This is a genomic window from uncultured Psychrobacter sp., from assembly GCF_947500265.1.
Taxonomy (GTDB): domain Bacteria; phylum Pseudomonadota; class Gammaproteobacteria; order Pseudomonadales; family Moraxellaceae; genus Psychrobacter.
Genome location: NZ_CANMRN010000003.1, coordinates 321,395 through 342,596, shown reverse-complemented (window position 1 = coordinate 342,596; position 21,202 = coordinate 321,395). Strand labels below are relative to the sequence as shown.

The 21,202-nt window shown below is 43.0% G+C and carries 19 protein-coding genes and 4 tRNA genes; 12 read left to right on the top strand and 11 right to left on the bottom strand.

Annotated elements, in window-relative coordinates; all coding sequences use genetic code 11:
- Window positions 1–85 precede the first annotated feature (85 nt).
- Window positions 86–838: a folate-binding Fe/S cluster repair protein gene (locus Q0788_RS06355; protein ID WP_298808824.1), complete on the bottom strand. Its 753-nt coding sequence runs from the start codon at window positions 836–838 to the stop codon at window positions 86–88.
- A gap of 468 nt (window positions 839–1,306) precedes the next feature.
- On the opposite strand from Q0788_RS06355, the gene Q0788_RS06350 reads away from it, so the two are divergent.
- From Q0788_RS06350 to Q0788_RS06340, 3 genes are all read left to right on the top strand, one after another.
- Window positions 1,307–1,660: a zinc ribbon domain-containing protein YjdM gene (locus Q0788_RS06350; protein WP_057758016.1), complete on the top strand. Its 354-nt coding sequence runs from the start codon at window positions 1,307–1,309 to the stop codon at window positions 1,658–1,660.
- Window positions 1,661–1,763: 103 nt separating this feature from the next.
- Window positions 1,764–3,065 carry a glutamate-1-semialdehyde 2,1-aminomutase gene (gene hemL, locus Q0788_RS06345; RefSeq protein ID WP_298808823.1) on the top strand — a complete coding sequence of 434 codons (1,302 nt, stop codon included), beginning with the start codon at window positions 1,764–1,766 and terminating at the stop codon, window positions 3,063–3,065.
- A gap of 265 nt (window positions 3,066–3,330) precedes the next feature.
- Window positions 3,331–5,052 (top strand): AMP-binding protein, encoded by a 1,722-nt coding sequence (locus Q0788_RS06340; RefSeq protein ID WP_298808822.1) that lies wholly within the window; start codon window positions 3,331–3,333, stop codon window positions 5,050–5,052.
- Between the two features lie 125 nt (window positions 5,053–5,177).
- On the opposite strand, the gene Q0788_RS06335 is transcribed toward Q0788_RS06340, so the two are convergent.
- Complete coding sequence (locus Q0788_RS06335) at window positions 5,178–5,513, bottom strand: DUF962 domain-containing protein (RefSeq protein ID WP_227511221.1); 336 nt, start codon at window positions 5,511–5,513, stop codon at window positions 5,178–5,180.
- A 460-nt stretch (window positions 5,514–5,973) separates the two neighbouring features.
- Here Q0788_RS06335 and ppx point away from each other — a divergent pair, with 460 nt between their 5' ends.
- The 5 genes from ppx to Q0788_RS06310 all read left to right on the top strand — a co-directional run bounded on the left by ppx (window position 5,974) and on the right by Q0788_RS06310 (window position 11,952).
- Complete coding sequence (gene ppx, locus Q0788_RS06330; protein ID WP_298808821.1) at window positions 5,974–7,539, top strand: exopolyphosphatase; 1,566 nt, start codon at window positions 5,974–5,976, stop codon at window positions 7,537–7,539.
- 177 nt (window positions 7,540–7,716) lie between these two features.
- On the top strand, window positions 7,717–8,520 hold the full coding sequence (locus Q0788_RS06325) for an acetyl-CoA carboxylase carboxyltransferase subunit alpha (RefSeq protein WP_102078709.1): 804 nt from the start codon (window positions 7,717–7,719) through the stop codon (window positions 8,518–8,520).
- A 166-nt stretch (window positions 8,521–8,686) separates the two neighbouring features.
- The gene (gene tilS / locus Q0788_RS06320; protein ID WP_298808820.1) at window positions 8,687–10,252 is read left to right on the top strand and encodes a tRNA lysidine(34) synthetase TilS; all 1,566 of its coding nucleotides are present in this window, start codon (window positions 8,687–8,689) and stop codon (window positions 10,250–10,252) included.
- 177 nt (window positions 10,253–10,429) lie between these two features.
- A complete protein-coding gene (gene proC, locus Q0788_RS06315; RefSeq protein ID WP_296209212.1) occupies window positions 10,430–11,263 on the top strand; it encodes a pyrroline-5-carboxylate reductase in 834 nt (277 codons plus the stop codon).
- Window positions 11,264–11,391: 128 nt separating this feature from the next.
- Entirely contained in the window at window positions 11,392–11,952 is a 561-nt protein-coding gene (locus Q0788_RS06310) for a YggT family protein (RefSeq protein ID WP_298808817.1), read from the top strand.
- Between the two features lie 108 nt (window positions 11,953–12,060).
- Here the strand turns inward: Q0788_RS06310 and Q0788_RS06305 are convergent, their stop codons facing one another.
- Window positions 12,061–12,855, bottom strand: a complete 795-nt coding sequence (locus Q0788_RS06305; RefSeq protein WP_298808815.1) for a hydroxymethylpyrimidine/phosphomethylpyrimidine kinase — start codon at window positions 12,853–12,855, stop codon at window positions 12,061–12,063.
- A gap of 351 nt (window positions 12,856–13,206) precedes the next feature.
- Here Q0788_RS06305 and Q0788_RS06300 point away from each other — a divergent pair.
- The 3 genes from Q0788_RS06300 to Q0788_RS06290 all read left to right on the top strand — a co-directional run bounded on the left by Q0788_RS06300 (window position 13,207) and on the right by Q0788_RS06290 (window position 14,502).
- A tRNA-Ser gene (locus Q0788_RS06300) sits at window positions 13,207–13,296 on the top strand.
- A gap of 181 nt (window positions 13,297–13,477) precedes the next feature.
- A tRNA-Arg gene (locus Q0788_RS06295) sits at window positions 13,478–13,554 on the top strand.
- Between the two features lie 285 nt (window positions 13,555–13,839).
- Window positions 13,840–14,502 (top strand): RDD family protein, encoded by a 663-nt coding sequence (locus Q0788_RS06290; RefSeq protein ID WP_298808812.1) that lies wholly within the window; start codon window positions 13,840–13,842, stop codon window positions 14,500–14,502.
- A gap of 78 nt (window positions 14,503–14,580) precedes the next feature.
- On the opposite strand, the gene Q0788_RS06285 is transcribed toward Q0788_RS06290, so the two are convergent.
- The 7 genes from Q0788_RS06285 to Q0788_RS06255 form a co-directional block, all read right to left on the bottom strand.
- Window positions 14,581–15,588 (bottom strand): calcium/sodium antiporter, encoded by a 1,008-nt coding sequence (locus Q0788_RS06285; RefSeq protein WP_298808810.1) that lies wholly within the window; start codon window positions 15,586–15,588, stop codon window positions 14,581–14,583.
- Between the two features lie 188 nt (window positions 15,589–15,776).
- A complete protein-coding gene (panD, locus tag Q0788_RS06280) occupies window positions 15,777–16,157 on the bottom strand; it encodes an aspartate 1-decarboxylase (protein ID WP_010196068.1) in 381 nt (126 codons plus the stop codon).
- 100 nt (window positions 16,158–16,257) lie between these two features.
- A complete protein-coding gene (gene pth / locus Q0788_RS06275; RefSeq protein ID WP_101205142.1) occupies window positions 16,258–16,839 on the bottom strand; it encodes an aminoacyl-tRNA hydrolase in 582 nt (193 codons plus the stop codon).
- A gap of 175 nt (window positions 16,840–17,014) precedes the next feature.
- Window positions 17,015–17,695, bottom strand: a complete 681-nt coding sequence (locus Q0788_RS06270) for a 50S ribosomal protein L25/general stress protein Ctc (protein WP_057758040.1) — start codon at window positions 17,693–17,695, stop codon at window positions 17,015–17,017.
- Window positions 17,696–18,116: 421 nt separating this feature from the next.
- The gene (locus Q0788_RS06265) at window positions 18,117–19,064 is read right to left on the bottom strand and encodes a ribose-phosphate pyrophosphokinase (protein ID WP_057758042.1); all 948 of its coding nucleotides are present in this window, start codon (window positions 19,062–19,064) and stop codon (window positions 18,117–18,119) included.
- A 109-nt stretch (window positions 19,065–19,173) separates the two neighbouring features.
- Window positions 19,174–19,249, bottom strand: a tRNA-Gln gene (locus Q0788_RS06260).
- A 240-nt stretch (window positions 19,250–19,489) separates the two neighbouring features.
- Window positions 19,490–19,565: transfer RNA gene (locus Q0788_RS06255), tRNA-Gln, on the bottom strand.
- A gap of 220 nt (window positions 19,566–19,785) precedes the next feature.
- On the opposite strand from Q0788_RS06255, the gene Q0788_RS06250 reads away from it, so the two are divergent.
- Window positions 19,786–20,199, top strand: a complete 414-nt coding sequence (locus tag Q0788_RS06250; protein WP_298808807.1) for a hypothetical protein — start codon at window positions 19,786–19,788, stop codon at window positions 20,197–20,199.
- Window positions 20,200–20,238: 39 nt separating this feature from the next.
- Here Q0788_RS06250 and ispE read toward each other — a convergent pair whose 3' ends face one another.
- Window positions 20,239–21,201 carry a 4-(cytidine 5'-diphospho)-2-C-methyl-D-erythritol kinase gene (gene ispE, locus Q0788_RS06245; protein WP_298808804.1) on the bottom strand — a complete coding sequence of 321 codons (963 nt, stop codon included), beginning with the start codon at window positions 21,199–21,201 and terminating at the stop codon, window positions 20,239–20,241.
- Between the last annotated feature and the right edge of the window lies 1 nt (window position 21,202).

Genomic DNA, 21,202 nt, shown 5'->3' with positions numbered 1-21,202 from the left:
CTCTATGCTCATGTTAATAATGACGGTCGCGCTGTATTAAACGACCATCACCTTCGCTGCGTTGCTTGCCTGATTCAATGTGCTTCTATTTTGGGCGTGCCACATCTACTTGTAGTGCAGCTGGCAAGTCCAATATGCTCAAATCGCTTTCTGCCAATTGTTCAGGACGTGCCACGACCAAAGCGGTAAAGCCATCGTCATTTTTCATCGCATTGACCACTTGGATTTTATCGAGCTTGTCACCTGCGCTTGGTGCTTCACCGGTACCTTGCACATAGTGTAAAAATGCTTTGGGTGCAGATTTAAAGTAGATACGAGCGATGACTTCTTGGCCTAAGTAGCAGCCTTTATCATAGTCCATGCCGCCGCGCTGATGTAAACGCAGTTCTTGCGGTTGAAACTCACCTTGAGTGGCGGCCACAACCCAATAATTACCAGTAGCTAAGCTGCACGCCATCCAAGCCTGCGTATCCTCAGCAGTATTATGGTCGTCTTTGTGACTAAAAGTTGGCTCATCTGCTAGCACACAAGGATGAATCGCTGCTGGTGCACTGGTCTCAAATTTAGAAAATGCCCCGTACTTATTAAGATGCGCCTGCAAAGACTCAGCACAATCGCTACTTATGACCACATCATAATGTTTTTCTGCTTGTTTTTTGATCCAGATGCCAAACTCAATACGACCTTTTAGATTACCGATGGCGGCGGCCTGATAGCTAAGCCCGAGCTTGGTAACGTCACAAGTTAATTGCCCTTGCAAGAATTTTTCGGCGTCTTCGCCTTGGATAGTTAATTGCGAAAACTGCGGTACGGCTAATAAATTTGAAGACTGAGTCATTGTTATTATCCTTCTGATGAGAGCTTACTTATTAGGGCATGTCCCTAATTCAAATGTTTATGACTAAATGGGCTAAAAATAGATATATCTTTAGCAAACGGCGTCAAATAGCTGGCCAATAGCTCGATATTACCTGCGCTATTTTCCTTGTTTGTTTGCGATTTATCTCATTTTTATCGCCATTTTTAAAATAGGGACACGCCCTAATATATAGATGAAATCGAAGTGATAAAAAATTATATGGGTGCTTTTGTCATTGACAGCATCTGTGCACATAAATCTAAATAAGGTTAAGAAGAGTACCACAAAAAACCCTGTCATAAAAAACGTCATCAATAAGCGATGAGTTAAGTGTTAAATTGGGCATAGCGTTTGATTTTCAAGCGTACAAATTGGTTAAAGATGGTGAGTTACGGTACAATATCAGCTCTACAATTAACCTAATGTACGATGGCTGTCGAGGAAATAATGAGCTTACCAAATTGCCCTAAATGTGATGCTGAATATACGTACGAAGATGGTGCGTTACTGGTATGTCCTATGTGTGCTCATGAATGGACGGCGGCTGAGACTGATGCAGCGCAAGCTGAAGACCAAGACGCAGTTATTCGTGATGCTGTCGGCAATGAGCTACAGGACGGCGATGCGGTGACGGTCATTAAAGACCTAAAAGTCAAAGGCTCTTCAATCGTGATTAAAGTAGGGACGAAAGCGAAAAGTATTCGCCTGTTGCCAGATGCTACTGACGGTCATGATATCGACTGCAAACTTGATGGCTACGGACCAATGAAGCTTAAGTCTTCTGTGGTCAAAAAAGCTTAAATTGTAAAAACTTCTTGAAAGATTCGATAATAAACAAATATAAAGCAGACGTTTAATCACAAAGCATTGTCGTTATAAATGTCGCTATAAGTAGAGAATAATTATGAGTACTAAAAACGAACAGCTCTTTGCACAAGCACGTAAGCACATCCCAGGTGGTGTTAACTCACCGGTTCGCGCCTTTGCAGGGGTCGGTGGTACGCCAATCTTTATGCACCGTGCCAATGGCAGCAAAATTTATGATACCGAAGACAATGCTTATATCGATTATGTCGGCTCTTGGGGCCCAATGATTTTGGGTCATGCGCACCCAAAAGTCATCGATGCGGTGAAAAAAGCCGCTGATGATGGTCTAAGCTTTGGTACACCAACACCGTTTGAAACCACCGTTGCTGACAAGATTTGTGAAATCGTGCCTAGCGTTGAGATGATTCGTATGACTAGCTCTGGTACAGAAGCGACCATGAGCGCGATCCGCTTAGCACGTGGTTATACTCAGCGTGACAAAATCGTGAAGTTTGAAGGTTGCTACCATGGGCATTCAGACAGCTTGTTGGTAAAAGCTGGCTCTGGCATGCTTGATATTGGTGAGCCAACGTCGAAAGGCGTGCCAGCAGACTTTGCTAAGCATACCATTACGATTCCTTATAATGATCCGCAAGCGATTAAGGACTGCTTTGAGAAATGGGGTGCAGAAATTGCCTGCGTTATCTTAGAGCCTATCGCTGGCAACATGAACATGGTTATCCCAACACAAGAGTTTCATGATACGTTGCGCGCAGAATGTACAGCCAATGGCGCAGTATTGATTTTTGATGAAGTGATGACGGGCTTCCGTGTTGGTCTTGGCGGTGCACAAGCCCATTTTGGTATTGACCCAGACTTGACCTGTTTCGGTAAAATCATCGGTGCTGGCTTACCCGTTGGTGCTTTCGGTGGTAAAAAAGAAGTCATGTCTTGCATCGCGCCACTTGGCGGCGTCTATCAAGCTGGCACGTTATCAGGCAATCCACTAGCGATGCGCGCTGGTATCGCTATGTTTGAAGACTTAACGGCAGAGGGTTTTTATGACGAATTAGCAGCGAAAGTTGATCACCTAATGGATGGTTTCCAAGCAGCAGCTGATAAACATGGCATCCATCTACGTACCAACAAGTTGGGCGGTATGTTTGGCATGTTCTTTGTCAAAGATAACGCAACCGAAACGCCAAAAAACTTCGATGACGTGACAGAGTGCGATATGGACGTATTCAATACTTTCTTCCACGGTATGCTAGATCGCGGTATTTACTTGGCACCATCAGCTTATGAAGCAGGCTTTATGTCTATCAAACATAGCGATGAAGACATTGATGCGTCAATCAAAGCGGCTGATGAGATATTTGCAGAAATGGCAAAAGCATAGTTTAGCCATGTAAGTTATTAGCTAACTAAAAAGTTGAAGCTTAAAAAAACCAGCAAGGTCATCCCGTGATCTCTGCTGGTTTTTTTATTTATCGATATCTTATTTATAATCATATTGGAAATAATATAAAGTATTTTTGAAGATTGTTTGTATAGACATTAGCGTGACTGATGCTTATACAGTTCTTGCCTGCGCGTCCGAAAAACAGACAACAAGTTATGATATTCTGAGGTAAACCCGGATAATTAAGCAAGGATGCAAACGAATGAGTACCAGTACTTCTACCAATACCGCGCCATTATGGCAAGCCACTTACGACCAATACGGCCTAGACAATCATTTGAATGTATTGGAAGGTAAGCAAAATCTGATTGACTTACTGCAACCAAAGATTGAACAGCATAGTGAGCTGCCAGCTTTTAGTATGGGTACGGCGTCGCTCACTTTTAGGCAGCTAGATATTGCCAGTCGACGTTTTGCTACTTTTTTACAAGCGCAAGGTATTGAGAAAGGCGACCGCATTGCGGTACAACTGCCAAATATACTGCAGTATGCCGTGGTACTGCTGGGTTGCCTACGTGCAGGTGTGGTATTGGTCAATGTCAATCCCATGTATACCCAATATGAATTGGCACATCAGCTCACTGACGCTCAAGCCTGTGGTCTAATTGTGTTAGATGGCATGAGCACTGCTTATGAGCAATTAGATGATACAGTCAAAGCGCAGTTAAAATGGGTGGTCAGATGTTCCATAGATCCTAGCATTGCTGATAATGACATTGCCTTGCTCAGTCAAATTGGCACAGCACAATCTGCGAACACAGATGAGCAAACACATGCCTCGACCGAATCATCAAATGAATCATCACAGCACAACATAATGTTTGCACATATTATGCAAGCCTATGATGCAGAAGCGTTCAAAACAGTTACGATTGAACGTGAAGATTTGGCGCTACTGCAATATACAGGTGGTACGACTGGCAAGCCAAAAGGCGCTATGCTTACTCATTATAATGTCATGGCCAATGTCTGCCAGTGCTACGCGATGTTTGGTAAAACGATTGAAGCCAATCGTAGCGAGCAGATTAAAATACTTAATCCCTTACCGCTTTATCATATTTTTTCGTTTACGGTCTGCGGCTTGCTAGGTCTTTATGGCGGCTGGGAAGATATATTGGTCACCAATCCACGTGATATCGATGGTCTAGTGAATACCATTGAACAGCACCGACCTCACGTTATACCTTCAGTGAATACATTATTCATTGGTATGCTGCATCACCCAAAATTCGCTAGTCTAGATTTTAGTCGTTTAGCCTTATCTATCGGAGGTGGCACAGCGATTATTAAAGCGGTCTCTGATCAATGGCAGCAAGTGACAGGTATGATTATTAGCGAAGGCTATGGAATGTCTGAGACGGCGCCTGTTATTTCTTTCAATCCGTCTGGCATTACAGAGTTCAATGGCAGCGTTGGACTGCCATTGGCTTTGACAGATATCCATATCATTGATGAGAATGGGAATACGTGCCCAACAGGTACAAGGGGTGAGGTCTGTATCAAAGGGCCACAGGTCATGCGCGGTTATTGGCAGCGAGACAATGCTGATACTTTTACCCCAAATGGCTACTTTAGATCAGGTGATATCGGCGTCATGAATGATGAGGGGTTTTTGACACTCGTCGACCGTAAAAAGGACATGATACTGGTATCAGGATTTAACGTATATCCCAATGAAGTAGAGGCTGCGCTGACTGAACATCCCAAGGTGCTCGAAGTTGCTGTAGTCGGGGTGGCAGATGACCATAGCGGGGAAGTGCCAAAAGCGTTTGTGGTCAAAAAAGACGCGGATCTCACCGTAGAGGAGCTAAAAGACTTTGCAAGCAAGCGTTTAACTGGTTATAAGCGCCCACAGTCCTATGAGTTTATCGATGAGTTACCTAAGACTGCTGTTGGCAAAATATTACGCAAATCCTTACGATAAGAAATGTGTCGTTTCGCTTATAGAAATTAGCTGACATCAATGAAGCTATCAATATAATTAAAAACTGGGCCGCTAAAAATAGTAGCCCAGTTTTTTTGTCATTTAACTTATATGACGACTAAACTTTATCGTGCTTTATCAAACTTGCGATCTCTCAAGCTTAGATTACCTCGTAGTACATCGCTATACATACGAAAATCGCTGACAAAGCTTTTCAATGGAAACTTAAAAGAAGCGGGTTTGTTCTTTTCAAAGAAGAAATGTCCAACCCATGCACAGGCATATCCAGCAGCGATGCCCTTTACCAAAGGTTTGGCTGAGCCAGTTTTGACAGACTTTGCCAGTCCAAGTAAGCCAAAGCTACTGCCTGCGAAATGTAGACGGCGACAGGCCATGTTTTGATGCTCATCTAAGTAAAAATCATAAAATGCCTGTTTAGGCGAACTTTCAGTTTTTACCATGTCTTTTTTAGCGCTACTGATAGGGGTCTCAGTAGTTTGGGTAGCGTCTTTTGTAGTGGTCTGATTCATGTGACTAGCTTCCTTGCTGGTGGGTTTGATAACTATTAATTGCAGATGGTTTTTAACCGATTAGCTGGTGGCTTTTGAAGTGAGTGATACGAATAAAAATTCTGTAAATAACGGTTTTTTATCATGATATTGATAGCTTTCAATGTAGCAAACCGATATGCGTAACACAAGCGCTAGATGCTGAGCCGATACCTGTCAGCTCATAGGGTGGTCTTCGATGTCCCCACTACAGTTTTGCATTGCTTGCGAGTGTTTGGCATAAATGCTTTAATGATAAAATTGCCCTGATTTTTGTGGTTATGACTTTTTTCTATACATGTGATTTTATAACTATATAGCACGTGATTTTGGTAAACTATCCACTCTCTCTAACACGGTGACGACTTGTCCTATGCCTATTGACTACCTTACGAATCCGCCAATTGGCGATGATGAAATGATGGCAGCCATCGATATTGGTTCCAACAGTTTCCATTTAGCTATTGCTCGTCTTGACCATGGGGAAGTGCGAAAAGTAGTCTCGATGTCTGAAAAGGTACAGCTCGCCGCCGGTCTGGACGAAAACAATATTCTAAGCGCAGCCGCTGAGCAGCGTGGTCTTGATTGTTTAAGCCGCTTTGTGGCGCGCTTGGATTCAGTACCGCCAGAGCGGATTCGTGTGGTCGCGACCAATGCGTTGCGTCAAGCCAAAAACGCCAACGACTTTATTTCTCGTGCCAATAAAATTCTGCCAAAACCTATTGAGATTATCGCGGGCCGCGAAGAGGCGCGATTGATTTATTTGGGCGTCTCGCATACCAACGAGAGTAGTGATAAACGCTTGGTTATGGATATTGGCGGCGGTTCGACAGAGTTTATTATTGGTCAAAATTTCGATCCATTATTGACTGAAAGTTTACAGATGGGCTGTGTTTCCTTTACCCAAAAATTCTTTGCTGACGGACTGATTACTAAAGAAGCCTTCAATAGTGCGATTTCGGGTGCACGCAAAGAAGTCTTAGCCATCAATGGTCGCTATCAAAAGACAGGCTGGAGTAGCGTGGTTGGCTCAAGCGGTACAATCAAAGCGGTGCGTAATGTTTTAGTATCAAAAGGTTGGGCCGATGAGCAAGAACGCATTACCTATAAAGGTGTCAAAAAATTAGAGAAATTGCTGATTAAGATTGGCAATATCGATGATATCGAGTTAGAAGGCGTCAAAGAACATCGTAAAGCCGTATTTCCTGCTGGTGTGGCAGTATTGCGCGCGGTGATGAAAGTGCTGGGCGTTGAGACTATTACTTATTCAGATGGTGCGTTACGTGAAGGCGTTATGTACGATATGCTTGGCCGTTTTGCTAGTGAAGATGTGCGTGACCGCAGTGTATTGGCATTAATCAAGCGCTACTCAGGGGACAAAAAGCAAGCCAAGCAAGTGGTGAAAACCAGCCGTCATTTATTTGAACAAGTAAAAGATAAGCTTGCGCTGTCCAATGATGATTGCGACTTGCTCAGACGTGCTGCATTCTTGCATGAGATAGGGCTGGCAATCAGTCATAGTAGTTATCACAAGCATAGCGCATATTTGCTTGAATACTCTGATATTCCAGGATTTTCGCAAGTCGATCAGAAACGCATGGCGCAGCTGATGCTTAACCATCGCCGCAAGCTCAAAGCCGATATGCTAGAGCAGACTTGTCAGATTGGTGGCGATCAGCTGGTTTATCTCTGTTTACTGTTACGCCTCGCCGTACTGGCGCATCATAGCCGCAGTGATTATGCGCTACCAGAGTTAGAATTAAAGGTATTCGCTGAAAACAGCTGGCAAATCACTTTAGCGGATAGCAGTGAACATTATGCTTTCTTACTCGCAGATTTGCGTACGGAGATTGACCAGTTCGCAAAATGGGGCGTACAGCTTAGTGTGATTGAAGCTCAAGAGGCTGAGACTCCAGAGGTTGAGCAGTTACCATTGTAAGTATTGAGTTAAAGATTAACGTAACAAAAGCGGCGTTGTCGATAATGTCATGCTATTTAAGATGTGCTACTATAGCTTCTATTGAGTTTACAACTGTACTTTCATTATCTGAACACGGATAACGATATTATTCTTAAACATAAATACATTAAGTATAATTATTAAAGGGAAGCGTCTATGAGCACTGTCTGGGATAGTGTGCAGCTTGCACGACACGCCAAGCGTCCATTATTTATGGACTATGTTAATCAGCTTTTTACCGAATTTGACGAGTTGCATGGCGACCGTGCTTTTGCCGATGACAAAGCCATTTTAGGTGGTCTTGCGCGTTTTGATGGTCAGCCTGTGATGGTGATTGGTCAGCATCGTGGTCGTAGTACCCGTGAGCGTATTGCTCATAACTTTGGTATGGCCAACCCTGAAGGCTATCGCAAAGTGATTCGTTTGGTCAAAATGGCCGAGCGCTTTAACATTCCGGTGATGACCTTTGTAGATACCCAAGGTGCTTATCCTGGTATTGGCGCAGAAGAGCGTGGACAGGCGCAAGCGATTGCAGAAAGCATTGCTGTATTTTCTAGCCTTAAAGTGCCTGTAATTGTGACTATCATTGGTGAAGGTGGCTCAGGTGGCGCATTGGCAATTGGGGTTGGTGATAAAGTAAATATGCTACAAAACAGCATTTACTCAGTGATCTCGCCAGAAGGTTGCGCTTCTATTCTTTGGAAAACCGCTGAAAAAGCACAAGACGCTAGTGAAGCGCTAAAACTAAACGCCATTAACCTTTATCAAATGGGTTTGATTGACGCTGTCATCGAAGAAGGCGAGGGCGCACATGTGCAGCCACAACCTGTGATGAATGCACTAAAAGCATTGATTACTGAGCAGCTTGATGAGATTAAAGACCTGGATCCTCAAGAGCGTTGTGAGCTACGTTATGAAAAGCTAAAGTCTTTCAACTCAGAAGTGATGTTGCCTGCTTAGTTGGTTGCTATGGCGCCTTCATTGTGAAGTCGCTATTATTAATAATAGGCTTTTCATATTAGAGTCTGAGTCTTAATGCTAAAATAAAAACGTGTCATTTAATGGCGCGTTTTTTTATGGCTGTTACTATATGAAGCATCTAAAATAACGAAAAATAAGGCTGACTATGACCAGCAGCGCAATCATCTCACATCCTATTAAATCAATCGCTGATTTGCCAGTTGATGAGACTCTAGCAACCGCATTATTGAGCAGTATGTCTGAGTATAATGATCAGCTGCATGGTCGTCGCCTTTGGCTGGCATGTAGTGGTGGGCGTGATTCATTAGCTCTTGCGGCGCTGTGTGTGCAGCTCTACCGACAAGGTAAATTACCATGTCTGCCGCAGCTGTTACATGTCGATCATGGGCTACAATCGGATAGTCGGCATTGGGCTAAGCATGTTGCCAATTGGGCAGCGGCTCAAAAAATACCTTGTCGCATTTTACAGGCACAAGTGAATGGACATGATGAGCAGGCCGCTCGGCAAGCACGCTATAATGTTATGCGCGCTCATATCAACCAAGACGATGTATTACTATTAGCGCATCACGCTGATGACCAAGCTGAAACGGTATTAATGCGATTGATTCAAGGAGCAGGAGTCAATGGTCTGTCTGGTATGCAGCCATGGCGAGTGCAAACGCAGGGCGTACAGCGCAATATACTGTGGCGACCTTGGCTCACGATACGACGAGCCACTATTAGCGCCTATGCTAAGCGTTTAGAGTTGCCTTATATAGATGATCCTACTAATGACAGCGGCGACAACGTACGTAGTGGGCTACGCCGCAACATCATGCCAATACTGGCTACATACAATCCTAATGTCATTGATAATATTGCGCGCAGTGCGCAGCTGTTAAGTGATGCACAGGAAACAGTCAATGCTCAAGCTATGCAGGATATGCAGCAGACAGAAAATACAGACCTGCAACTTTTACCTGCACAGCGCGTGCTAAATATCGATACGTTACAAAAGCTACCCATGTATCGTCAACAGCAACTATTGCACTATTGGCTCGGTCAAGATGAGCCATTACCACCTGCTAAGCAACTCGTCGATGATGTGCTAACTCTCAGCCAACGTGATGACCAAGATCATCAGACAGAACTGTTTTGGCAAGGTCGTAAAGCATCTTATACCATTCGGCGCTATCGTCAGCAGCTCTATCGTATGAGCAGCGAGTGGCTGTCTTGGCTGAAGCTACCGTTGATCGAGCATGACGTAACACTACCTAGAATAACTTTATCTAACCATTCAGCTGATCATAATCTCGCATCACTCACTGTGCGGAGCAGTGGTCGTTATACTTGGCAGTTGCAAGTAAAAGCAAATGCGCTGGTACGATTGTTAGAAAATAGTGTAGACGGAATAGCACAGCAGGCAGTGTTAAAAATAGCACCGTTAGACCGTGAGCAACGGCTAAAAACCGAGATGGCTGTGCGCCCACAAGCAGGCAAAAAACTGTATCAAACGCTTGGGATTCCACTATGGCTACGAGACAGCTTAATGGTAGTCAGCATCACTTTTATAAAAAAATCTGAAGTTGGAAGTGATATAAAAACTGATATTCCTCTACTACTAGCATCGCCATTTGAGAGTTGGCTTTTGAGTTCCGAGCAGACCGATAGCGATGTTAAAAGCAATCAATTGGCTGAGTACATTGAAAGTGATCTTAGTCTAAAATAAAAAGTGTCAAAAGTTTAATATCCGTTGGCTGACTCATTGATTTTTATCAGGTTGATGTCAGGCGTGACATTTTGAATTTATCAAACGGTAATAGTGGCAGTATGATAAACTGAGTGTCGTTTTACATATCAGTATGTTAAGTTGAATACCTTTGAATTTTGTGACTAGGAGACAAGTATGTCGGTATTAGATAATAAAAAAATCAGTTTTATTGGTGGCGGAAACATGGCACAAGCGCTCATTAGCGGGCTTGTGGGTTGCGGCATCAAACCAAATCTAATCACGGTCGCCGATCCTAGCAGCGATGCACGTGAGCAATTAGCCGCCAAAGGTCTAAATACTGTTGATCCAATGGCTGATCCAAAGTCTGCTGTGATCGGTGCAGATATAGTGGTACTCGCAGTCAAACCACAAATGATGAAAGTAGTGGTAAGTGCTTTTGCTGATGTACTAGACAATCAATTGGTCATTTCAGTCGCGGCAGGTTTGTCGACTGATCTTTTATCAAACATGTTGGGCGGCTATAGCAATATCGTCCGTGCAATGCCAAACACGCCTTCTATGATTCAGATGGGTGCGACAGGCCTTTATGGTACAGATAACATCTCAGCAGAACAGAAACAGCTAGCAACGGCCGTTATGGAAGCCTCAGGTTTGGTCATGTGGGTCGATGACGAAGAGCATATGCATGCGGTTACAGCTGTATCAGGTTCAGCGCCAGCGTATATGTTTTACTTCATCGAATCGATGGTCGATGGGGCAGTTGCATTAGGGCTGGATAAAGAACAAGCCTCAGCGCTTGCTATGCAGACCATGTTAGGTGCTGCAAAAATGGCGATGAACAGTGATGATGCACCAGCTGAGCTACGCCGTAAAGTTACTTCACCGAACGGTACTACTCAGGCAGCGGTCGAGTCAATGCAAGCCAATGAGATTGGTCGTCAAATCAGCGAAGCCATGCAAGCTTGCTATGATCGTAGCCAAGCGTTAAGTGAAGAGATGAGTAAGTAAACACTGACAAGGTGTGCTGTGAGTGATAATTGACGACACACCTTATGTAATCATCAGCATCTGATAATGACATTTGTCATCCTAGAATCTGTTAATAATGTCACATTGAGTAGCACTTCATGAACAACATGTTATTTCAAATTTTTGATTTGGTCACCACATTCGCTATGATGCTGGTGTTTATTCGTTTTATGTTGCAGTTTGCAGGAATGGATGCGAGCAATCCGATGATTGCACCTGCTTATAAAGCGACGCATATCGTCGATGTATTTGGGCGTATTTTTCCGACTGTTGCACAGGGTCGTATTAGCATTGCCGCTATCGTGCTAATGTTTTTGATTCGTCTAATCGATATCTCTGGAAAGGCAGCATTGACGCATAAAGGTATTGCCCCTGTACCGCTATTCTTCACTGGTACGACTAGCTTATTGTTAGACTTTTTACGCATGTGTCGCTATTTAGTGATTGGTTCTATTATCGTTAGCTGGATTGTGGTGTTTACCAGATCTGAGCACCCGATTATCGGCATTATCATTAATTTGGCTGAACCTATTTTGGCCCCGTTTCGTCGTATTACGCCGAATTTAGGTATGCTAGACTTATCGCCAATGGTTGCTTTCTTAGCATTTTATTTGCTGGAGATATTCATCGGTGGTTTGGCTGCGAGTGTGTTGCCAATGTTAGGTTAAGTCTAATAGAGTTGAATTTAAAAACTGTCATAAAAAAGGCGCTCTATATTTTTATAGAGCGCCTTTTTTGCGTCTGTTACTTGGGTAAGCTATTGCTTTGTAAATATTCTAAAAACGAACAAAGCGATTTGGTATGAGTTGAGCTTGAGTGTCATCAGGATGCGGTGCGTCAGCTGCCCGCAATGTCTGGGTAATCCAACTGTCTGCCGCTTTTACTGCATCGATGAGAGCATCGCCTATTGCCAAGCGTCCAGCGATAAAGCTGGCGAGTGAACATCCTGAGCCATGGAACTCACCATCTAAGCGCGGCAAGGTGCTTTTATGGACCATTTCCCCCTGTATATATAAGTATTGCTCGATATCACCGCTATCAAAATCATGTGAGGTTTTTACCAGTACCGCATGAGTACCTTGAGTACATAGCTTCTTTGCCCCGACATGCAAGTCTTGCTCACCGCTAAGCGCTCGTAGTTCATGAGTGTTTGGAGTGATTAAAGTGGCGTAGGGCAGCAATTGTCTAAAGGCGCTAACCAGAGTTTTTTCATCGCCTAAGCTACCACCGCTATTCGCGACCAGTACAGGGTCTAAGACAAATGGCGTATTATTATCGATAACTTGATCAGCAAATAGGTCGGTCAACATTGCGATGTTATCAGTGGTGCCGAGCATACCTGATTTGATAGCACTAACGGGCAAGTCATCAAGCACCGCAGTAGCTTGAGCTTTTACCAACGATGCCGCACAAGCCTCAAAGCCAAATACCTGCTGTGAGCTTTGGATAGTGACCGCCGTACACGCGATGGCTGCATGTGCCCCTGATTGTCCAATGGCCTCGATATCCGCTTGTAATCCAGCACCGCCTGAAGGGTCTAATCCTGAAAAACACAGTACGACAGGTCGCATAACAGCTCCTTTTAAGAGATTTTGAAGTAAGTGACAAATACTATAGCCACCTACTACTAAAAAATCTATCATAGTCTTATGCTTGTGGATGAGGTGTAAGACGGCAGGATGAATAGACCTAGTATTGATAAGCAGTTTGGTTGTTATATTTAGCAATGATATGTCGCAATTTTCCTTATAAAAATACAATATAAGTACTTATATCTATAATTTTGGTAAAAGCCGCATTAAATCTGTAGACAATGCTTGCAATTCGTTTTGGCTTTGTTATAATACTCGCCCACGACATGAGACGTATTGTTAGCATCAATACTATGTTTATAGATTTTTTATAAATGTCTTGAATCGTTAGGTGAAGTGGGTGAGTGGCTGAAACCAGTTCCCTGCTAAGGAACCATACGTGTAAGCGTATCGAGGGTTCGAATCCCTCCTTCACCGCCATTTATTCAGTTGTTATTAGAGTAATAACGCAATATACTGCGTTAAACATTTTAATAATTAATTCAAAAAATAATTTGTTTTAATTAAAAAAGATGTTGACACAAGCGATATTATCTATATAATGACCAACCTAATTTACTGCAAAAGATATTATCTTCGCAGTGGATAAAGTGCAAAATACGCGCCTGTAGCTCAGTTGGATAGAGCACTTGGCTACGAACTAAGGGGTCGGGAGTTCGAATCTCTCCAGGCGCACCATTTGCATAATAGCTTAATATAAGCTAGAAAATATTAAAATAATCGCCTGTCTTATGACAATTGGCGGTTTTTTTATGTCTGTAGCTTTTACCCTTCTACTTATTTATTCTACGATCATCTTCTGTGTATAACATGATTGGATAGCCAACTAATAATATTAAAGAGCAATCTACGATATTGGAGAGCCATCTATGATATTGGATAGTCATCTAGGATAATGTACGATAGCCCCACCATTTACGGTACAATAGCGTTACTATTCACTGCTTGCTATGAGCTTGTACCATGTCAAAAAGTCCATCTAAACGTCCGTCAAAAACGACTCGCAAATCAAAGCCTCAATCGAGTGCGCCTGTACAGCGAGATCCTAACGAAGAGCCAACCATCGCTAAGCCTATGATTCGTGTCGTGGCGATTCTCTATGATGGTATGCTGATTTTAGCGTTATTGTTTTTGGTTGGTACTATATTGACTGTGGTCGGCACGCTATTGACTATGGAGACGGGTACTGAATCCTCACAAGCTCAGTCACTGCCGCTTTGGTATCAGAACGCCATTATGACGCCATCATTTGTACTGACGCTCGTGGCATTCTACGGAATATTTTGGCGCCGTGGTGGTCAGACATTAGGTATGCAGACGTGGCGGTTAAAAACGATCAATGATTCAGGTCAATGGCTAACATGGGGTCAATCATTTAAGCGTATCTTGGCCGCTTGTTTGATGCCGCTGATTTTCGGCATTATTGGCAGTCTTATTGATGGATCACGCGCCGCCTTATTGGCCAGCGCGTTTCTTGGTTTGGTATTCAACTATGTGTTCTGTCTGTTCAACCCTCGCGGTCTGGCGGTACAAGATATGCTGTCCAACACCATCACCCTAAAGATGCCAAAAGTGGCACATGAAGGGCTATGGCGCGGTTTTAAAAATCGTAAGAAAAAATCGTAGTCTGATTTGATTAACGTAATAACTTTTATTGACGTAAAATTTAGTTGTACCACTGCTCAGCTGGTTTAGCCTAAAAAGTTAAATACTAACGCTTTGAATCAGCCATGCAGTGTAGCCCATAAAAAACAGTACCAATGTGGCACCTGACGTACGACCGAACTGGCGTTTTGTTTTAAAGGCAAATACGCACAGGGTAACTAGCAATATCGTCAATAGTCCCATTGCCATTACATCACGTGATAGAATCACTGGATCAGCAGCGATAGGAGCAATGACGGTTGCTAAGCCGACAACTGCCAAAGTATTGAAAATATTAGAGCCAATGATATTGCCAAGTGCCATATCATGCTCGCCTTTACGGGCTGCTGACAGGCTCGATACCAGTTCAGGCAATGATGTCCCAACTGCGACAATCGTTAGACCAATGATAAGCTCACTAAGCCCCCATAGCGTTGCTAGCTCAACAGCACCCCAAACGATAGCGCGTGAGCTGGCTACGAGCATCAGCATACCGATGATTAAACTCGCAAGACCACGCGTTACGCTTGGTTCTAGCTTTTCTAAGCTCTCTGAGTTATTTAAGTGCTCTGAGTCAGCATTAGCCACGACTATATCGTCTTCGTGCTCATGATAGCCTTCGCGTATACTCATTATGATCTGTAGTCCTAAAACGGCGACCAACAAAATCAACAATACGATACCATCAACTTGGCTCAATGTCCCATCACGTAGCTGCCAAGCGGCGATGACAGTAATTAGCAGCAGTAAGGGCAAGTCGCGCTTTACGATGCCTCTACGGATGATAATAGGGCTAATCAATACAGTTGCACCAAGTACCAATGCGATGTTGATGATATTTGAGCCATAAGCGTTACCTAGAGCCAGCTCAGGGCTGCCTTCTATCGCTGCTAGTACTGATACCACCATCTCAGGCGCTGACGTGCCTATACCCAATATTAAGACACCAATTAAGAAGCTAGGCACACTAAATTTCTTTGCTAGTGCTGTCGCTCCATCAATGAAGACATCGGCACTCCAAACTAAAATTGCTAACCCAATCAGTATTGCAAGCGCGGCCAACCACATCAGTATGTTTCCTTGTATATGATGAAAAATGTGAATTTGATAAATAAAAGTGGCATAAAAAAAGCCGAATCTTGATTTAGATTCAGCTTTCCCTTTAGCATCGAGATTTTTAGTAATAATAGCAGCTAATTCAAAGATATAACTTTGTGGTTATCTTAAATTTACCAAAACCTCACCATCCTGTCATATTAAGCAACTTGTACAGGAATGATATTTGCTGTGTCTTTAACGGTGTTGTCTTCGTTGCAATAGACAAGTTTTGGCTGATACGTTGACGCTTCAACTTCATCAAAATGCGCGTAAGCACAAATGATAACGATATCGCCCAAATCTGCCATATGAGCCGCAGCACCATTTAATGAGATAATACCAGAGCCCGCCTCAGCACGGATAGCATAGGTGCGAAAGCGCTTACCGTTGGTCACGTTATAGATATCAATAGATTCATTTTCGCGTAGACCAGCAAGATCTAATAGATCGCCGTCGATACCGCAAGAGCCTTCGTAATGAAGCTCGGCATGGGTAACACGGGCACGGTGTAATTTGCATTTAAGCATATTAAGTAGCATAGGTTGGTTCCTTGGCGTAACTGATATTAATTAACTAAATCAAAAGGTTAATGGGGATAAAATTGCCAAAATAAAAGGTCATTATCATTGAACGACTATATTATTCTGGTAATTTAAAGCCATTGATTTGTGAACGTGCTTTTTCGACATCACCATCTAACAACAATGGGAGCGCTTCAAAAGCAGCTGTCAGCGCGCTATCAATCGCAATCTGCTCATCAGGAGATGCTTTAGAGAGAACGTGTCCACTAACTTTAGACTTGTGACCAGGATGGCCGATACCCACACGCAGGCGATGGAAATCATTGCCGATATGCGGTGTGATATCACGTAGGCCGTTGTGACCACCATGTCCACCGTCTGTTTTGAGTTTGATACTACCAGCTGGAATATCGAGCTCATCATGAGCAATCAACAATTCATCATTTTTGATGCCATAGAAATTTACCATAGGCACCACTGACTGACCAGATTTATTCATAAACGTCAGCGGCATAAGTAAGCGCACATCAGACCCATGAATCTGCCCACGCCCTGTCACTCCATGAAATTTCTTATCAGGGGAGAGCGTGATATTAAACTGCTGAGCCAAATGATGGACAAACCAAAATCCTGCATTATGACGCGTAAACATATACTGCTGACCAGGATTACCAAGACCGACAATAAGCTTTATGGCCATAAAAACACCCTGCTTGAATTTGATAAATAGGGGTAAGGTGTGAAGTACTGATAGACAGTTTATTTTCAAACCTTACTTACAAAAACAGCAGGAGATTTTAATCACCTGCTGTCTTATTGACTAAACGAATGTATCACTAACCAGCACAAAATAATGCACTAGTTAGAAATAGTAATTACTCGCTGTCTTTGTTTTCTTCAGTACCGTCGTTTTGCTCAGTTGCTGGTACTTCATCAGCATCAACGTCAGCATCAGCATCAACTTCTTCTACTGTTGGTGGCTGCATGTTAACGATAGTACGGTCATGGCCGTCTTCTAGCTCAAGCTCGTGAATAACAACGCCTTCAGGAAGTTTGATGTCTGATAGACGGAACAAATCACCGATTTCCATGCCAGACACATCTACTTCTAGGTATTCAGGAAGTTGTGATGGTAAGCAGATAACTTCGATATCAGATACTAGAGTAGATAGTACACCAGCAGCAGCAGTACCAGGCGCATCTTCACGACCAGTGAAATGAACAGGAACGTTCATGTGGATTTTCTGACCTTTTACAATGCGCTGGAAATCAGCATGCATTGGGAAGCCTTTAGCTGGATGGCGCTGCAAATCTTTGATAACTGCTTGATGCTCTTCACCGTCAACGTTGATAGTCAAGATGTGTGAGAAAAACGCTTCGAATTCTAGTGATTTTACTAGTTCGTTAAGCTTGATAGAGATAGCTGTTGGCTCTTCGTTACCACCATAGATGATAGCAGGAACTAGGTTCTGCTTACGTAGGCGGCGGCTCGCACCTTTACCTTGTAGTTCAGCAGCACGATCAACGGCGTTTAGTTCAAAATGATTAATGCTCATGGATATAATCCTATAAAAAAAATGATGAAGTGTCTGGTCATAAAAAAGTGGATTTGCGACCAATCCACTAATACGTGATGATAGCTAAAATTATCGTTACGAATAAACCTCGTAATGTCTAAGCTTAGCCATTTGCTTATAGCAGCGCTCGCTATAATAATTACCATAACGATGGTTGCTGTTAAGCATGATCAGCACTTTTGATAGTGCTAGCCTAATAAAAACAATGAAAAGGTCAGCACAGGCGCGCATTATACGTGATTCTGTAGCAATAATAAAGACCTACGCAAAACGCCTACACAAAACAAAGCGCCAAGTAATGTTACTTGACGCTCTGTTTTTTAACTATTTAAGATGTCTTACTACAGTCATTGCTACTAAAAATTACTGCAATAGCTGTTTTAAAAATAACTGTATCAGATTAAGCGTCAAACATCGCGCTAATAGATTCTTCGTTATTGATACGGCGTAAGCTTTCAGCCAGCATCGGTGCAATACTTACCTGACGGATTTTGCTACAGGCTTTGGCTTCAGCAGATAGTGGAATCGTATCGGTCACAACCACTTCATCCAATGCAGATTCGCTGATGTTTTTCAGTGCGTTACCTGATAGGACAGGGTGCGTGATATAAGCTAAGACGCGACGGGCACCATTTTCTTTCAATGCTTCAGCCGCTTTACACAATGTACCTGCAGTATCGACCATATCATCAACGATGACGCAATCACGGTCACGAACATCACCAATGATGTGCATTACTTGTGACTCATTGGCACGAGCACGGCGCTTATCAATAATTGCCATGTCGGTATCGCCTAACTGCTTGGCCATCGCACGTGCACGAACCACACCGCCTACATCAGGTGAAACAACCATGATATTGTCATAGTCTTGCTTTTGTAGGTCGTTTAGCAATACAGGTGTGCCGTAGATGTTGTCTACAGGGATATCAAAGAAACCCTGAATCTGATCTGAGTGCAAATCAACAGTCATTACGCGATCGATACTAACGATGTTTAGCATGTCAGCAACCACTTTAGCCGAGATAGGTACACGAGCTGAGCGTGGACGACGATCCTGACGAGCATAACCAAAATACGGCATGACAGCTGTGATACGGCCAGCACTAGAGCGACGCAAGGCGTCAGCCATCATCATGATTTCCATCAAGTTGTCGTTGGTCGGTGCACAAGTAGGCTGCATGATAAACACATCTTTACCACGTACGTGTTCTTTGATTTCCACGGCAATTTCGCCATCAGAAAAACGCGTGATGTCAGCTTTACCAAGAGGTATGTGAAGATGATCGGCTACGGTTTTTGCTAATTCTGGGTGGGCATTACCCGTAAAAATCGCCAAATAAGGCATGACAGAAGTCCTATTGATTGACTCAAGCAGCGACCGCTAAGCAGTGTCAAACTGCTCAAATTAAGAAAAGAGTGGTGAAGGTATTGAAGTATACTATTACAGTAAAAAATGGCAGGGGTAGCTGGACTCGAACCAACGGATGTCAGGATCAAAACCTGATGCCTTACCAACTTGGCTATACCCCTGTAATGTCTAGGCTATGAACAACCGATAGTTAATAGCGACTAAGTAGTCGTTCTTAATATGGTGTCATGACCTGTCAGTTATCTAAAAAACGGATAAACCGTTTAAAACATAACTTTTCCCTAGCGGTGTCCATTGCGAACTATACCGAAACTGGGATAACGTTGTCAATGACAATAAGATAAGTGGCTGTCTATAAACCGCTTATACTCGATGTATCTCTAACGCTTCGTACTAAAAAATGGCAGGGGTAGCTGGACTCGAACCAACGGATGTCAGGATCAAAACCTGATGCCTTACCAACTTGGCTATACCCCTATTGTGGCGACCTATTATAAGTAAATTTTCAGATTTTGCAAGTCATTTGCGGCTTTTTCTGGTATTTATTCATATTAATTCAATGCTGAAAGAATTTTGGTAGGTTAATCCTAAGAAGCGTCGTTATATTTGACCTTAATGGTTTATTATAGTTTTAGATATTGATATAGATTATAAAGTGGTATGGCTATATTTTGAAATCAATTAGAGGCTGATGGTAATGATTGATATAAAATTTGAAGGATATTACGTAGACAGCGGTGTCAGTAAAAAAATATGTATAGTAGACAAGCCTAGCGAAGAGTATGTTTTGACAAACTTGAATGAGCTGAATGATAAATGCAGTGGCACAGTCGTCATGGAAAATATGCTTGCTAAAGAAGATGTTGAGCCACTAAATTTGACTCTATATCTAGAGAACGGAAGGTATTTGTTAATGCTATTGGACTATGATGAAGAGGGATATGTAGACGTAAGAACGGCTTATAATCCTGATGCTCCTAAAGGAGAATGGACGTATATCAAGGGAGAGTTGCATTGCGCTACAACGGTTATCAATGATTTAGAAATAGCGAAAGCATGCTTTTTAGAGTTTAATGCAACAGGTAATGTTTCCCAGAGTCTTTTAGATTGAAGTTCATACTTCAAAAGACATAGAAGTAATAATAGAAAATCACAAACTCCCCACCACATACCCTGCACAAGGCGCATCTGCAATCCACTTCACCACAAGTTTTTTATTAGTAGCCATACTCGTATCTAGAGGTAAAAACACGGCACTACCAGAGCCAGTCATTCGTGCTGTGCTCAGTGTTTGCGCTTCTAACCCCTGTAGATAACTTAAGGCATCTGCAACAGCAGAAGCAAGGCTCGTCACCACTGGGGTAAAGACATTATGATAAGGCGTAGTGAGCGTTTGCACATAGTCAGCGTATCGGTTTTGGATAGTTGCAACCGATAGGGGCGCGATATCTCGCTGTAGTTTAGGATGCGCAAATAAGGTAGCGGTATTGACATGAGCGTTAGGCGTTAAGATTAAATACTGCTGGTCAGGTAGGTCAATGGCAGTTAACTCTTCACCAATACCCATCGCAATAGCGTCTTGGCCAAATATAAATATAGGTACATCTGCACCTACAGTCGCGCCAATCTTTATAAGCTCATCACAAGTAAAATTAAGCTGCCAAATCTCATTGAGCACCAGCATAGTCGTTGCTGCATTAGATGAGCCACCGCCTAGACCCGCACCCATTGGCAAGTGCTTATCTAAAGCGATATGCACTTTTGCTAATTGCTCAGGTAAAGTGTTTGACTGTATGGCAAATGCTAGCAATGCGCGTGCCGCTTTGAAAATTAAATTGTCTTCTATACTAATAGTGATAGCTTCTGCACCATCTAATATCAGTAGCTGATGACAAAGTTGATTGGCAGTTAATTCACTAGCTATAGTAGAAATTACGACATCGTTGCTAACCGAAAAATGCAAGTAATCGCCCCAGTCAAGCAGGCGAAATACCGTTTGCAAATTATGATAGCCGTCGGCACGTTTACCCGTGATGTGCAAAAATAGATTGAGTTTTGCAGGTGATATACGAGTAATCGTAGAAGCAAATGGTTCGGCTATATTTTCAGTCATA

Excerpts from the sequence above, each read along its gene's own strand:
- Q0788_RS06355 (WP_298808824.1), bottom strand. The coding sequence starts at position 838 with ATGACTCAGTCTTCAAATTTATTAGCCGTACCGCAGTTTTCGCAATTA.
- Q0788_RS06350 (WP_057758016.1), top strand. The coding sequence starts at position 1,307 with ATGAGCTTACCAAATTGCCCTAAATGTGATGCTGAATATACGTACGAA.
- hemL (WP_298808823.1), top strand. The coding sequence starts at position 1,764 with ATGAGTACTAAAAACGAACAGCTCTTTGCACAAGCACGTAAGCACATC.
- Q0788_RS06340 (WP_298808822.1), top strand. The coding sequence starts at position 3,331 with ATGAGTACCAGTACTTCTACCAATACCGCGCCATTATGGCAAGCCACT.
- Q0788_RS06335 (WP_227511221.1), bottom strand. The coding sequence starts at position 5,513 with ATGGTAAAAACTGAAAGTTCGCCTAAACAGGCATTTTATGATTTTTAC.
- ppx (WP_298808821.1), top strand. The coding sequence starts at position 5,974 with ATGCCTATTGACTACCTTACGAATCCGCCAATTGGCGATGATGAAATG.
- Q0788_RS06325 (WP_102078709.1), top strand. The coding sequence starts at position 7,717 with ATGAGCACTGTCTGGGATAGTGTGCAGCTTGCACGACACGCCAAGCGT.
- tilS (WP_298808820.1), top strand. The coding sequence starts at position 8,687 with ATGACCAGCAGCGCAATCATCTCACATCCTATTAAATCAATCGCTGAT.
- proC (WP_296209212.1), top strand. The coding sequence starts at position 10,430 with ATGTCGGTATTAGATAATAAAAAAATCAGTTTTATTGGTGGCGGAAAC.
- Q0788_RS06310 (WP_298808817.1), top strand. The coding sequence starts at position 11,392 with ATGTTATTTCAAATTTTTGATTTGGTCACCACATTCGCTATGATGCTG.
- Q0788_RS06305 (WP_298808815.1), bottom strand. The coding sequence starts at position 12,855 with ATGCGACCTGTCGTACTGTGTTTTTCAGGATTAGACCCTTCAGGCGGT.
- Q0788_RS06290 (WP_298808812.1), top strand. The coding sequence starts at position 13,840 with ATGTCAAAAAGTCCATCTAAACGTCCGTCAAAAACGACTCGCAAATCA.
- Q0788_RS06285 (WP_298808810.1), bottom strand. The coding sequence starts at position 15,588 with ATGTGGTTGGCCGCGCTTGCAATACTGATTGGGTTAGCAATTTTAGTT.
- panD (WP_010196068.1), bottom strand. The coding sequence starts at position 16,157 with ATGCTACTTAATATGCTTAAATGCAAATTACACCGTGCCCGTGTTACC.
- pth (WP_101205142.1), bottom strand. The coding sequence starts at position 16,839 with ATGGCCATAAAGCTTATTGTCGGTCTTGGTAATCCTGGTCAGCAGTAT.
- Q0788_RS06270 (WP_057758040.1), bottom strand. The coding sequence starts at position 17,695 with ATGAGCATTAATCATTTTGAACTAAACGCCGTTGATCGTGCTGCTGAA.
- Q0788_RS06265 (WP_057758042.1), bottom strand. The coding sequence starts at position 19,064 with ATGCCTTATTTGGCGATTTTTACGGGTAATGCCCACCCAGAATTAGCA.
- Q0788_RS06250 (WP_298808807.1), top strand. The coding sequence starts at position 19,786 with ATGATTGATATAAAATTTGAAGGATATTACGTAGACAGCGGTGTCAGT.
- ispE (WP_298808804.1), bottom strand. The coding sequence starts at position 21,201 with ATGACTGAAAATATAGCCGAACCATTTGCTTCTACGATTACTCGTATA.